This window comes from Devosia sp., from assembly GCF_028290645.1.
GTDB lineage: Bacteria > Pseudomonadota > Alphaproteobacteria > Rhizobiales > Devosiaceae > Devosia_A.
In genome coordinates this window covers 1-11,441 of sequence record NZ_JAQGJL010000052.1, presented here as the reverse complement: position 1 = coordinate 11,441, position 11,441 = coordinate 1, and the positions used below count along the sequence as shown (strand labels likewise).

Genomic DNA, 11,441 nt, shown 5'->3' with positions numbered 1-11,441 from the left:
AAACGTGGATCAGGCCTTCGATGCCCGGCTCCAGTTCGACGAACGCACCGTAGTCGGTGATGTTGGTCACGCGGCCGGTGAACTTGGCGCCCACCGGATACTTGGCCTCGATGCCTTCCCACGGATCGGCCAGGAGCTGCTTCATGCCGAGGCTGATGCGGTGGCTTTCGTGGTTGATGCGAACGATCTGCACCTTGATGGTCTCGCCGATGGCGAGAACTTCGGACGGGTGATTGACCCGGAGCCAGGCGATATCGGTGACGTGCAGCAGACCATCGATGCCGCCGAGGTCGACGAACGCACCGTAGTCGGTGATGTTCTTGACCACGCCGTCGACGACCTGGCCTTCCTCGAGCTGCTGGACGATCTCGGAACGCTGCTCGGCGCGGCTCTCTTCGAGAATGGCGCGACGGGAAACGACGATGTTGCCGCGGCGCTTGTCCATCTTCAGGATCTGGAACGGCTGCGGCACGTTCATCAGCGGGCCGATGTCGCGGATCGGACGGATGTCCACCTGCGAACGCGGCAGGAAGGCAACGGCGCCTTCGAGGTCGACGGTGAAGCCGCCCTTGACCTGGTTGAAGATGATGCCTTCAACGCGCTGGTTGGCGTTGTACATCTCTTCGAGCTTGACCCAGCTCTCCTCGCGGCGAGCCTTCTCGCGCGACAGCACGGCCTCGCCGACAGCGTTCTCGACGCGATCGACATAGACCTCGACGACCGAGCCGACCTTGATGGTACCGTCACGGCCGGCCTGGCCAAATTCCTTGAGCGCGATGCGCCCTTCGGTCTTGAGGCCGACGTCGATGATCGCGAGATCCTTCTCGATCGCTACGACGGTGCCCTTGACCACAGTCCCTTCAAGCGGCTCGTTCTCGAGGAACGAGTCGAGCAGGAGGGATTCGAAATCTTCCTTGGTAACAGTTTGAACTGCCAAACGACTTCTCCAATGCGCCCGGTGGCTGGTGTTGAAGGCCCGGTTGCCAATCGCCTGCTGACAGGCGATCCGGTGCGCTGGCGCGCGAGCCATATGGGTTGAGATGGGTTTCCGGTGCCGGCTCTTGGAACTTGCCGGGGGCTTCTGGCCGCAAGGATTGGTTTGAAGCCTAGGGCTTCGCCTTGCGCGCCATGACCCCGTCGACAATGGCGACGGCTGCGCGGAGTGCGGCCTCTATATCCAGAAGCGTGGTGTCCAGCAAGTGGGCATCGGGCGCCTGGTAGAAGCCGCCGTGCGGATTCGCGCGATCACGCGCGTCCCGCTCCTCTATCTGGTGATAGAGGGCGTAGCGGTCAACCACCTGCCCCTTGGCTTCGAGCTGGCGGGCGCGGCGCTCCATGCGCGCCTTGCTGTCGGCGACGATGAAGAGCTTCACGTCGGCATCGGGGCAGACGACGGTGCCGATGTCGCGGCCGTCGATCACCGCGCCGCCGGGCTGGTGGGCGAAATCGCGCTGGTACTGGCGCATGGCGATGCGGACGTCGTTGATCACGGCGACGTGCGAGGCGAGGACGCCGGCTTCGGCGCTGGTCAGTTGCTCGATATCGGTGAGGTGCGCGGCATCGAGCGCCCGGGCGGCGGCAATCGCCCAGGCCTCGAAATCGGGCTTGCCCAGGTGATCGCGAACGGCGAGGCCGACGGCGCGGTAGAGCAGCCCCGTGTCGAGGTGCGGCAGCCGGTAGTGCCGCGCCAGCCCCGCTGCCAGCGTCCCCTTGCCCGATGCCGCCGGCCCATCCACCGCGATGATCATTGCCCCTCCGGTAGCGGCCGAACCCGAAGCCCTGCCTATCATGGCCCCGCGGGCGCCCGCCAGCGCGGCGCTGATCAACCCCCAGAGATCGGGCGCGGCAAGCTTGCATTTTGGGTTTGACAGGGCCGGGCTTTCCTCCTAACCGGACACCTTCCAGCGGGGAGGCCCCGCGTTTCTAATGAGGAAGCAATTGGCCCAGGACGAACGCGGTACGAAACGGGAAGACCCCGATACCGGCAAGAAGTTCTACGATCTCAACAAGGATCCGATCGTCTCGCCCTATACCGGCAAATCCTATCCGCGCTCCTTCTTCGAGCAGAACGCCGTCGCCGCGGTTCGCGCCAAGGCGGCAGTGGTGAGCGCGGCCGAGGATGAAGAGGAAGAGGTCGAAGTCGCGGAGGTCGTCGAGCCCGACGCTCCCGAGATCGTCTCGCTCGAGGATGCCGACGCCGAAGAGGCGGGCGCCGAGGGCGAGGAGATTCCCGATGTCGAGGACGTCGAAGACGTCGAGGATATCGGCGAGGACGAAAGCGACGTGTTCCTCGAAGAGGACGAAGACGAGGACGAAGACCTCGATTTCGACGTCGGCAGCGGGGACGAGCGCTAGGCGCGCAGGACTTCCCCAGCCCACGTGAAAATGCCGCTTGCAAGCAAGGGGTGACGTGGGTAGATAGCACCGCGCCTCGACGGGAGACCGCCGCGGCGCATACCCAAGGACACGATCAGATCGTGTCGCCGGATGTGATCCAACGGATCGTTGATGGGGCCATAGCTCAGTTGGGAGAGCGCTTGCATGGCATGCAAGAGGTCGTCGGTTCGATTCCGATTGGCTCCACCATTTCCAACCCACTAGATGGGTTGATTTCCCGGCCTTCCCTCTGCCGATGCCTTCGTCGCAATGTGCGGCACCCGGCCTGAATTGTTTCCGCCGTATCCACGGGGCTGACGAGTTTCGCACGGTCAGGAACGAAGCGACTCGGGCGGGCGTTGTGCTCGCGGGACCTTCAAGCTCAGGACCCTGATGCCGCCCCGCTCGCCCGCGGGGCGGCTTCATTTCAGCCAGGGGCAATGGAGGAACAGATGGAACTCAGTACTGAAGGCCTGCTCGTCATCCTGCTGGTCGGCCTGATCGCCGGGTGGCTCGCCGGGTTGATCGTCCGTGGGGCGGGGCTTGGCCTCATCGGGGACATGGCGGTCGGCATCGTCGGCGCCTTCATCGGGAGCTGGTTGCTGCCGAAGCTGGGAATCGTGCTTGGGGCCGGGCTGGTTGCCGCGATCATCAATGCAACCGTCGGCGCAGTGCTCCTGCTGCTGGTCATCAAGCTGGTTCAAGGCAGGCGAGGCGGACGACTTTTCCGCCGGTGAGAATAGCGGCCGTCGGTCGCCCCTTGCCGGCTACGCTACCGGCAGGACGTCGTCGGACCTGAGGCTATAGAGCCGCGTGCCGAGCTCGGTGATTTCCATGAGCAGCAGGCGGAGGGCGTCGCCCACTTCGGCGATCTGACCGGCGGCGGCATGGCTGGTCCTGTCGACGTCGGCCACCAGTTCCTCGAAGGAGGCGATGCCCTTGTAGATCGCTCCCGAGGTCTCCTCTACCGACAGCAGCAGCTGGTTGTCGGTCCTGGCCTCGGGCAGCCGGGCGGCTTCATCGAGGCGCCGGGCTTCGTCGCGCCAACCGACGATATCCGCGGCAATGGCACGAAGGCGTTCGGGCAGGTCGTCATTCTTGCTCGTCATCGACAGGTTCTCCTCCACCCTCAACGCCGTGCCGCCCGCAACGTTGCGACGCCCGCGATGCATCGGCCACGGGGCGCTTGTCGCCTCAGGGGAAATTGGCTAGGGACACGCTCCGGATGCGGGAGCCATGGCCTCGCGCACGCCCTTGGGCAGGCCCCGTGCGCCTCGCCCACCGAACCGGCCGCCTGCGGGCGGCCTTTTGTTTCAGATCGGAGGCTTTCGGATGGCGCGAACCCATTGCGGCATGGATTTCGGCACCTCCAACTCCACGGTGGCCGCAGCCGGCGGCAATGCGGCGCCGCGACTATTGCCGCTCGAGGACGGCAAGCCGACCATCCCCTCGGCGATCTTTTTCTCGTTCGAGGAGGACCGGACGTATTTCGGCCGGCAGGCGGTGAGCGAATATGTGACGGGCGCCGACGGGCGGCTGATGCGCTCGATCAAGAGCGTGCTGGGCACTTCGCTGTTCAACGACACCACGAGGGTTAAGCGCGAGGCGCTGGCCTTCTCCGATATTCTCGGCAAGTTCATCGCCGAACTGAAGCGCCGGTCGGAGGCGACGCTCGGGCACGAGATCGCCGATATCGTCTGCGGCCGGCCGGTGCGTTTCGTCGATGACGACGACCGCGCCGACGCCGAGGCGCAGCGGCAACTCGAAGGCGCGGTGAAGGCGCAGGGCTTCCGCCATATCGAGTTCCAGTTCGAGCCGATCGCCGCGGCGCTCGACTATGAGCAGCAGGTGACGGGCGAGGAACTGGGGCTGGTCGCCGATATCGGCGGCGGCACCTCGGACTTCACGGTGATCCGCGTCTCGCCCGAGCGGGCGCGCTCGGCCGACCGGAAGGCCGACATTCTCGCCACCGCCGGCGTCCATATCGGCGGCACCGACTTCGACCGGCTGCTGTCGCTGAAAAAGGTGATGCCGCTACTGGGCTATGGCACCGAGACGGCGGACGGCAAGCGCCCCCTGCCCTCGGCGCCCTATTACGACCTCGCCACCTGGCACCGGATCAACCGGCTCTACAACCAGAAGACGCTGCTGGAGCTGCGCTCGACCTACCAGGAGGCGCAGTTCCCCGATCTGGTCGGGATGCTGATCGCACTGGTCGAGGACCGGCAGGGCCACCGGCTGGCTGGCCGGGTGGAGGAGGCCAAGATCGCGCTCAGCGAGGCGCCGCAGACGGAGTTCCGGTTCGTGACGCGCGATGCGAGGCTCGACACGCTCATCGCGATCGAGGAGCTCCAGGCAGCGCTCGAGGGCGCCACGGCCGCCATCGCCGGCGCGATCGGCAGGACGCTGGCGTCGGCCGGGGTCAAGGCGGGCCGGATCGATACGCTGATCCTTACCGGCGGCTCGACCCGCGTGCCGGCGGTGGCCAGCATGCTGCGCGGACTGTTCCCTGAGGCCAAGGCGGTCGAGACCGACGCGTTCGGCAGCGTCGGGCTGGGGCTGGCGCTCGATGCTTCGCGCCGGTTCGGCTGAACCGCTGGCGCTTAAAGAAAATCCTCGCGGCGCGGGGTGAAGCTGTCGATCAGCTTGCCGGCTTCCAGCGCCTTGACGCCGTGGACGAGGCCGGAGGGCACGATATAGGCGCCGCCCTTGGCTATGGTCTCGGTGACGCCATCGATGGTCACTTCGAAGACGCCCTCGGCGACGTAGCTGGTCTGCAGGTGCGGGTGGGAGTGGAGCGCGCCGATGCCGCCCTTTTCGAAGGTGAACTCGACCAGCATCAGCTCGGGCAGATCGAGGATGACGCGGCGGGTGGAGCCGTCGAGCCGGGTGAGCTTGCCGTCGGCGGGCTGGGCGAAAAGCGGGGTGGGGCTCATAGCTTGTAGGCCTTCTTGACCAGGTTGTAGGCCAGGTCGTGGGCGACCTCGTGCGCCTCGTCCTCGTCGAGCCGGTGTTCGGTAACGAGGCGGGCGAGGAAGGCGCAATCGACGCGGCGGGCGACGTCGTGGCGGGCCGGGATCGAGGGGAAGGCGCGGGTGTCGTCGTTGAAGCCGACGGTGTTGTAGAACCCTGCCGTCTCGGTCGCCATCTCGCGGAAGCGGCGCATCCCCTCGGGGCTGTCGTGGAACCACCAGGGCGGCCCGAGCCGCAGCGCCGGATAGACGCCGGCAAGCGGGGCGAGTTCGCGTGCATAGACGCTCTCGTCAAGGGTGAAGAGGATGATCGAGAGATTTGGGTCGGTGCCGACCGCGTCGAGCAGCGGCTTCAGCCCCGCGACATAGTCGGTGCGGGTGGGAATATCGAAACCCTTGTCGCGGCCGAAACGCTGCAGCATCGAGGGCGAATGGTTGCGCCAGGCACCGGGGTGGATCTGGAGGACGAGCCCGTCATCGACGCTCATCTTGGCCATTTCGGTGAGCATCTGGGCCCGGAACTGGCCGCGCTCCCTGGCATCGGCATGGCCGGTGCGGACCCTGTCGAACAGCGTCCCCGCCTCCTTTGGCGAGAGGTTCGCCGTCTCGGCCGTGGGATGGCCATGGTCGGAGGAGGTGGCGCCAAACTCCTTGAAATAGGCACGGCGCTTGCGGTGGGCGGCAAGATAGCCCGACCAGTGGCCGCTGTCTTCGCCGGTGATGTCGGCGAGCTTGTCGAGGTTCTCGGCGAAACCGGGGAAATCGGGATCGACCACCGAATCGGGGCGATAGGCGGGGACCACCCGGCCCTGCCAGCCACTGTCGCGGATCATCCGGTGCCACCTGAGGTCGTCGAGCGCCGCGTCGGTGGTGGAGATGACCTCGAGGTTGAAGCGCTCGAACAGCGCGCGCGGACGAAAATCGTCGCGCTCCAGCAAGCCGGCGATCCGGTCGTAGATCGCATCGGCATTGGCCTCGCTCAGCCGCTCGGTGACGCCGAACAGCGTCGCGAAGGTATGGTCGAGCCAGAGGCGGGTCGGAGTGCCGCGGAACAGGTAGTAGTTCTTGGCAAACAGCCGCCAGATCTTCCTGCCGTCCGCCTCGACCGCCGAGCCATCGGTGGTCGGCACGCCCAGGTCCTCGAGGCGGGTGCCCTGCGAGAACAGCATGCGGAAGACGTAGTGGTCGGGGACGATCAGCAGCCGCGCCGGATCGGGAAACTTCTCGTTCTCGGCATACCAGCGCGGATCGGTGTGGCCGTGCGGCGAGACCAGCGGCAGGTCCTTGATCCCGGCATAGAGCGCCCGGGCGATGTCACGGGCCTTCGGCTCGGCGTCGAACAGCCGATCGTCGTCCAGAAATACCATGTCGCCACTCCTCCCGGGCCCGATGGGTACTGAGCGCGGCGGGGGATGTCAAAGGGCGGGCGTTATCTCCCGGTGATGCCGTAGAGCGTCGCGAGCTTCAGCGCGGCGGCGACGACCCGCTCGCGCAGTTCGGGCGGTGCCAGCACCTCGATCTCGGCGCCGATGCGGACCATCTCGCGGGCGGCCCAGCCGATTTCCTCGATCGGGATTTCGAGCTCGGCCCAGCCTTCCGCATCGGGCGCAAGGACGGCAGATTCAACCGCGAGTTTTACCGTCTCGCTCAGGTCCTTCAGCCGGCGGCGGCCGAGGTCGGAGGCACGGACGCGGGCGGTGCCGGTGTAGATGTCGCGCTCGAACTGCTTGGTCGCTTCGACCCAGTGAGCGGGGAGATCGAAATTCTTGGGCCGGGTGAAGGTCTCGCCGGTGGGGCCCAGCGCCTGAATCTGCGACAGGCGATAGGTGCGGATGTTGCCGTCGCGCTGCGCCACCACGTACCAGACGCCGCCCTTGAGGACGAGGCCAAGCGGCTCGATCACCCGGTCCTTCACGTCCTTCCAGCTCTCGTAGCGGATGGCGATGCGGGTTTCGCTCCACACCGCCTCGGCGACGAGCTTGAGGAACTCGGGCTTGTAGCCCGGCTGGAACCAGCCGCGTGGATCGAGATGGAAGCGCGAGCTCATCCGCCGCGCCTCGGCCTGCCAGTCGGCGGGGAGCGCCGCAAGGAGCTTCAGTTCCGCCTGCGCCGCCTCGTCGCCGAGGCCGAGCTCGCCGGCGGGACCGGGGAGGCCCGAAAAGAACAGCGCCCGGGCTTCGGGGGCGGTGAGGCCGTTGAGCCGCGTCTTCCAGCCATCGAGCAAGGCAAAGCCGCCATTGCGGCCGGTCTCGGCATAGACCGGCACGCCCGCAGCGCTCAGCTGATCGATGTCGCGATAGACGGTGCGGACCGAGACCTCGAGCTCTTCGGCGAGGATTTCGGCACTGGTCCGCCCCCTTGTCTGGAGGATCATCAGGATGGTGAGGAGGCGGCTTGCACGCATAAATCTTTCCTACACCAGCAACCCTGACAGCTGGTGTCAGTGTTAGCGGAATAGAGTGGTTTCGTGAAGATGTGAGGAGACGCGAAATGACCACTCAGGAATGGCTGCTGAGCCACGAAGCCGCTGCCGAATCAGGCGAGCACGTCGATCTCCGGGCCTCGCGGGGCCCCAGCTCGGGGCTGGTGGACTGGGTGCGGCTGTTCCTGCTGCGCCGGCGCATAGATGCCATGCTGCGCGACACCGTCGGCCCGATCCGCTACGAGGATCCGCGGTCGCTGCCGCCGCACATCCTCAAGGATATCGGGTTGCAGCCGCCAATGTGACGGGGTCGCCCTCGTACGTCAGGCGGTCTGCCGGTCGAACTGGCCGTTCTTCATGAAGCGCCAGAGGTAGCTCGGAAGGATCGCGTCCATCGCCGTCGGGGTGATGTCGAAGGCGGCGAGCGTGCGCTTTTCGCGCTGGGCCTGCTCGGAGACGATGTTGTCGGTCTGCAGCAGATCGACCTGGTCGGCAGTGATGAGCGGCGAGGGGAGGATCGCCAGCGGCAGCGCCATGAGCTTGGCCAGCCCCGCGGGCAGCGGCAGCAGCGGGTTGTTGCGGCCGGTATCGGCGAGGACGCGCGCCACCAGCTGCTTGTGCGTCGCGACCTCGGGGCCGCCGATCTCGTAGATCCTGCCGGTCCTGACCTTGCCCTCGGCCGCCCGCGCGATCGCCTCGGCCACATCGCCGACATAGACCGGCTGGAAGCGCGACTTGCCGCCGATCACCGGCAGCACCGGCAGGAGCCGGGCCAGCATGCCGTAGCGGTTGAAGAAGCCGTCGCCCGGACCGAAGACGATCGAGGGCCGGATGATGACCGCGCCCGGGTAAGCCACCAGCACTTCGGTCTCGCCGAAGGCCTTGGAGCGGGCATAGGTGCTCGGGCTCTGCGGATCGGCGCCGAGCGCCGAGACGTGCACCAGCTGCGTCACGCCCAGCGCCCTCGCGGCCTCGGCGACGTTCTTGGCGCCCAGCGTGTGCACGGCGCGGAAGCGCTGCTTGCCACGCTCGTTGCCGATGCCGACCAGGTTGATGACGATCGCAGCGCCGCGAATGGCGCGCTCCACCGAATCCCGGTTGCGGATATTGGCCTGGATCGGCATCACCTGGCCGACGGCGCCCAGCGGCCTCACGTGGCCGGCGAGGTCGGGCCGGCGCACCGCGACGCGGATGCGGTAGCCGCGGCGGGCGAGCTGCTGCACGAGCTGGGTGCCGATGAAGCCCGCACCGCCGAAGACGGTGACGATGGTTGGGGACAGGTCCATGGCTCGGGCAACTCCGCGGCAAGGCTGGTGGAGAGGGTTTTGCCGCTTCTAGCGTGCGGGTCACGACGTGTCGAGTGCAGCGCCCTACCCCGCGCCGAATGCCCGTTGACAGCCCCCGCCCCTTCCCCTAGTGAACGGCGCCCATCGGTTTGCCCTGGTGGCGGAATTGGTAGACGCGCACGGTTCAGGTCCGTGTGTCGAAAGACGTGGAAGTTCGAGTCTTCTCCAGGGCACCAATGGTAACGAAAGAGCCTCCCTCGCGGGAGGCTTTTTGCTTTGATGCGGGGAATTCCGGTGGCAGTTCCCGACGGCCCCGCGACCGCATGCGGGGGCTGGGCCTGCCCGCCCGCCGGCAACCTGCCATCCGGTACAGTGTCAAGTGAAATTCGGTAGGTGACGGGCACCCTTTGGGTTGGTTGAACCGCCGGTGGGTGCGGCCCAGCTATTGCTCATTGGTGAGCGACGAAAGCAGGTTCCGGATGTCGCACAATGCGGATTGCTGGGTAGACGGTTGGGAGGTCCGCGATCGCCCGGATGGGAGCTATGGCGTCTATGACAGCCATGGCCTCCTGGCCGGGCCGTTCGGAAGGCAGGTGGAGGCCATGGCCGCCGCCCTGCAATTGCCGAAATACATGCGGCTCACCGGGCATGAGGCCCGGCAGTTGAACCTCGCGGTGCGCTGGCTGTTTCATCTTCGCACTCCGGCGCCGGCAGCGCTGCCTGTCAGCGATCTGTCAGCGAGGGCTTCGTAGCGTTTTGCCCATGCAGCGATTCGCGACGACCACCATGTACATCGCCCTTGCCGCCGGATTGGTCACCTCGCTGGCGATCCTGCTGGGGTTGGCTGCCTAGACCAGCGCACCGGCGCACCCAAGGGCGAGACGGCCTCCGTTCCGGCATTCTGCCCACGAAAAACCCCGCCGAAGCGGGGTTTCTCGTTGACCTGGGCCGAGTGGACGATCAGTACCAGGGCGAGTGGCATTTGCGGCGCGGCCCGCCGTACGGCATGAACGAGTTGTCCCAGCGGCGATAGGAATGGTAGCGGCTCTCGCACCAGGCAAAGTGCCGCGCCGAGAAGCTTATCCGCGGGCCGTAGTCGCCGAGGAAGATGCTGAACGAGAAGGCCGACGGCGGGAACCAGAAGCCATTGAAGTTGCGCCAGCCGCGGCGGTGCTCCCGCTCACCGCGATAGCCGTTGTAGAAATACGAGTCGCCGCGGCGTTCAAACCGATCCCGGCCCATGCCGTAGCCGTCCCTGCCGTAGCCGCCCATGCCGTAGCCGCCCATGCCGAAGCTGAACTGGGCGTTCTGCAATTGGGCGCCATCGTACTGGAACTCCGCCGCACCAGCTGGCGTCGCTCCCAATGTGGCAACAGTGACAAGCGCAGCGCAAAACGCTGCGAGACCACCGGTTTTCATGATCTTCTCCCACTATGATTGCCCACCGTACGGTACCAATCTCGCGGGCCCCGGTTGGTTCAGATGAACGGCTTCAACTTTTCGTAAAGCTGCTGGGATTGCGCGACGACGGCGGGCGAGCCTGGCCGTCGAGGCGGCAAATGGGCGTGCTACACCCTCTGCCAGCGCGCCTTTCGCCCACCCTTTTCACCGGCGCGCGGAAACCCCCGGCCCCCCCGCGCGTTGTGCATCAGTTGCGGCATCTCTCGCCGGAGTGCCCTGATGCAACTCTTGGTGTTCATTACAGACGACGGCACGGCCGATGGCAGTGGACCGGTGCTGTTTCTTCTCGCCAGTCCCGAGGCCGCCCTCCCCAAAAAACCCCGCTCGTTCGAATGGCGCTACTTCGCGACCATCGACGAGGCCGACAGCCTCGCCATCTCCGAACCTCTGCTGACGGAGTCGATTGCGGCGACCGGCTACCACATCGCCCGCCGGCTGATCTGACGCCACCGCGGCCCGGCGGATCGCGCAAGACGAGCTCAACCGTAACAATCCCGGCGAAGCCGCTGCGGGCTTCCCAGCCTATTTTTCGAGCGGTCAAGGCAGTAGCCGCGCCGAGCCGGCCGGCGGCGATCGGGCGACGCCGCAGGAAACCAGCGAGCAGGAGAAGTTGATGGTCGACACGCTCCGCCCCAGCACCGGCGCCCCGCCCCTATCGCACCCGCCTCGCCGGCGCCGTGGCCGTGCCGGAGGCCGCGGCAATGCTTGAGACCATCGTACTGGCGCTGCTGCCGGCGATCACCACCATGGCGCTGGGCTATTTCGCCGCCCGGCATCACGACTTCGGACTGCAGGACGTTCCGACCCTCATCCGCATGGTGATGACCTATGCGCTGCCGATCAACCTCTTCCTCGATATCGTCAGTACGTCGCGGGCCGATCTGCTGCGGGACGTTCCGCTCGCCATCGTCTTCGTCGTGGCGG

Annotated in this window: 15 protein-coding genes and 2 tRNA genes; 9 read left to right on the top strand and 8 right to left on the bottom strand. The window is 66.4% G+C overall.

Annotation, left to right across the window (positions count from 1 at the left end; genetic code table 11):
- Together JWQ89_RS02905 and JWQ89_RS02900 are read right to left on the bottom strand one after the other, a co-directional pair.
- Window positions 1-937, bottom strand: a 937-nt coding sequence (locus JWQ89_RS02905) for a S1 RNA-binding domain-containing protein (protein ID WP_299638254.1), incomplete at its 3' end; no start/stop codon positions are given.
- A gap of 169 nt (window positions 938-1,106) precedes the next feature.
- A complete protein-coding gene (locus JWQ89_RS02900) occupies window positions 1,107-1,748 on the bottom strand; it encodes a (d)CMP kinase (protein ID WP_299638253.1) in 642 nt (213 codons plus the stop codon).
- A gap of 190 nt (window positions 1,749-1,938) precedes the next feature.
- Here JWQ89_RS02900 and JWQ89_RS02895 point away from each other — a divergent pair, with 190 nt between their 5' ends.
- The 3 genes from JWQ89_RS02895 to JWQ89_RS02885 all read left to right on the top strand — a co-directional run bounded on the left by JWQ89_RS02895 (window position 1,939) and on the right by JWQ89_RS02885 (window position 3,113).
- Entirely contained in the window at window positions 1,939-2,355 is a 417-nt protein-coding gene (locus JWQ89_RS02895) for a TIGR02300 family protein (protein ID WP_299638251.1), read from the top strand.
- Window positions 2,356-2,510: 155 nt separating this feature from the next.
- Window positions 2,511-2,586, top strand: a tRNA-Ala gene (locus tag JWQ89_RS02890).
- A 242-nt stretch (window positions 2,587-2,828) separates the two neighbouring features.
- On the top strand, window positions 2,829-3,113 hold the full coding sequence (locus JWQ89_RS02885; protein ID WP_299638249.1) for a GlsB/YeaQ/YmgE family stress response membrane protein: 285 nt from the start codon (window positions 2,829-2,831) through the stop codon (window positions 3,111-3,113).
- Between the two features lie 30 nt (window positions 3,114-3,143).
- Here the strand turns inward: JWQ89_RS02885 and JWQ89_RS02880 are convergent, their stop codons facing one another.
- Window positions 3,144-3,485, bottom strand: a complete 342-nt coding sequence (locus JWQ89_RS02880) for a hypothetical protein (RefSeq protein WP_299638248.1) — start codon at window positions 3,483-3,485, stop codon at window positions 3,144-3,146.
- A 223-nt stretch (window positions 3,486-3,708) separates the two neighbouring features.
- Between JWQ89_RS02880 and JWQ89_RS02875 the strand changes: the two genes are divergently transcribed.
- Window positions 3,709-4,968 carry an Hsp70 family protein gene (locus tag JWQ89_RS02875; protein WP_299638247.1) on the top strand — a complete coding sequence of 420 codons (1,260 nt, stop codon included), beginning with the start codon at window positions 3,709-3,711 and terminating at the stop codon, window positions 4,966-4,968.
- Between the two features lie 11 nt (window positions 4,969-4,979).
- On the opposite strand, the gene JWQ89_RS02870 is transcribed toward JWQ89_RS02875, so the two are convergent.
- The 3 genes from JWQ89_RS02870 to JWQ89_RS02860 all read right to left on the bottom strand — a co-directional run bounded on the left by JWQ89_RS02870 (window position 4,980) and on the right by JWQ89_RS02860 (window position 7,752).
- Window positions 4,980-5,312 (bottom strand): cupin domain-containing protein, encoded by a 333-nt coding sequence (locus JWQ89_RS02870; RefSeq protein WP_299638246.1) that lies wholly within the window; start codon window positions 5,310-5,312, stop codon window positions 4,980-4,982.
- A complete protein-coding gene (gene uxaC / locus JWQ89_RS02865) occupies window positions 5,309-6,715 on the bottom strand; it encodes a glucuronate isomerase (protein ID WP_299638245.1) in 1,407 nt (468 codons plus the stop codon). The genes JWQ89_RS02870 and uxaC overlap by 4 nt, the downstream gene beginning before the upstream one ends.
- A 62-nt stretch (window positions 6,716-6,777) precedes the next feature.
- Window positions 6,778-7,752, bottom strand: coding sequence for a YafY family protein (locus JWQ89_RS02860; RefSeq protein WP_299638244.1), 975 nt, complete (start codon window positions 7,750-7,752; stop codon window positions 6,778-6,780).
- Window positions 7,753-7,838: 86 nt separating this feature from the next.
- On the opposite strand from JWQ89_RS02860, the gene JWQ89_RS02855 reads away from it, so the two are divergent.
- Window positions 7,839-8,075: a hypothetical protein gene (locus JWQ89_RS02855; protein ID WP_299638243.1), complete on the top strand. Its 237-nt coding sequence runs from the start codon at window positions 7,839-7,841 to the stop codon at window positions 8,073-8,075.
- Between the two features lie 18 nt (window positions 8,076-8,093).
- Here JWQ89_RS02855 and JWQ89_RS02850 read toward each other — a convergent pair whose 3' ends face one another.
- Entirely contained in the window at window positions 8,094-9,056 is a 963-nt protein-coding gene (locus JWQ89_RS02850; RefSeq protein WP_299638242.1) for a complex I NDUFA9 subunit family protein, read from the bottom strand.
- A gap of 151 nt (window positions 9,057-9,207) precedes the next feature.
- On the opposite strand from JWQ89_RS02850, the gene JWQ89_RS02845 reads away from it, so the two are divergent.
- Together JWQ89_RS02845 and JWQ89_RS02840 are read left to right on the top strand one after the other, a co-directional pair.
- Window positions 9,208-9,292 (top strand) — tRNA-Leu (locus JWQ89_RS02845).
- 243 nt (window positions 9,293-9,535) lie between these two features.
- Entirely contained in the window at window positions 9,536-9,808 is a 273-nt protein-coding gene (locus tag JWQ89_RS02840) for a hypothetical protein (RefSeq protein WP_299638241.1), read from the top strand.
- 208 nt (window positions 9,809-10,016) lie between these two features.
- Here the strand turns inward: JWQ89_RS02840 and JWQ89_RS02835 are convergent, their stop codons facing one another.
- Window positions 10,017-10,475: a BA14K family protein gene (locus tag JWQ89_RS02835; protein ID WP_299638239.1), complete on the bottom strand. Its 459-nt coding sequence runs from the start codon at window positions 10,473-10,475 to the stop codon at window positions 10,017-10,019.
- Window positions 10,476-10,736: 261 nt separating this feature from the next.
- Between JWQ89_RS02835 and JWQ89_RS02830 the strand changes: the two genes are divergently transcribed.
- Together JWQ89_RS02830 and JWQ89_RS02825 are read left to right on the top strand one after the other, a co-directional pair.
- Window positions 10,737-10,961 carry a hypothetical protein gene (locus JWQ89_RS02830; protein ID WP_299638237.1) on the top strand — a complete coding sequence of 75 codons (225 nt, stop codon included), beginning with the start codon at window positions 10,737-10,739 and terminating at the stop codon, window positions 10,959-10,961.
- 257 nt (window positions 10,962-11,218) lie between these two features.
- On the top strand, window positions 11,219-11,441 hold a 223-nt coding region (locus JWQ89_RS02825; RefSeq protein ID WP_299638235.1), incomplete at its 3' end, for an AEC family transporter.

Bases quoted from the DNA above. Each gene is read 5' to 3' on its own strand.
- JWQ89_RS02900 (WP_299638253.1), bottom strand. From the start codon at position 1,748: ATGATCATCGCGGTGGATGGGCCGGCGGCATCGGGCAAGGGGACGCTG.
- JWQ89_RS02840 (WP_299638241.1), top strand. From the start codon at position 9,536: ATGTCGCACAATGCGGATTGCTGGGTAGACGGTTGGGAGGTCCGCGAT.
- JWQ89_RS02835 (WP_299638239.1), bottom strand. From the start codon at position 10,475: ATGAAAACCGGTGGTCTCGCAGCGTTTTGCGCTGCGCTTGTCACTGTT.
- JWQ89_RS02830 (WP_299638237.1), top strand. From the start codon at position 10,737: ATGCAACTCTTGGTGTTCATTACAGACGACGGCACGGCCGATGGCAGT.
- JWQ89_RS02850 (WP_299638242.1), bottom strand. From the start codon at position 9,056: ATGGACCTGTCCCCAACCATCGTCACCGTCTTCGGCGGTGCGGGCTTC.
- JWQ89_RS02885 (WP_299638249.1), top strand. From the start codon at position 2,829: ATGGAACTCAGTACTGAAGGCCTGCTCGTCATCCTGCTGGTCGGCCTG.
- JWQ89_RS02860 (WP_299638244.1), bottom strand. From the start codon at position 7,752: ATGCGTGCAAGCCGCCTCCTCACCATCCTGATGATCCTCCAGACAAGG.
- uxaC (WP_299638245.1), bottom strand. From the start codon at position 6,715: ATGGTATTTCTGGACGACGATCGGCTGTTCGACGCCGAGCCGAAGGCC.
- JWQ89_RS02880 (WP_299638248.1), bottom strand. From the start codon at position 3,485: ATGACGAGCAAGAATGACGACCTGCCCGAACGCCTTCGTGCCATTGCC.
- JWQ89_RS02855 (WP_299638243.1), top strand. From the start codon at position 7,839: ATGACCACTCAGGAATGGCTGCTGAGCCACGAAGCCGCTGCCGAATCA.
- JWQ89_RS02875 (WP_299638247.1), top strand. From the start codon at position 3,709: ATGGCGCGAACCCATTGCGGCATGGATTTCGGCACCTCCAACTCCACG.
- JWQ89_RS02870 (WP_299638246.1), bottom strand. From the start codon at position 5,312: ATGAGCCCCACCCCGCTTTTCGCCCAGCCCGCCGACGGCAAGCTCACC.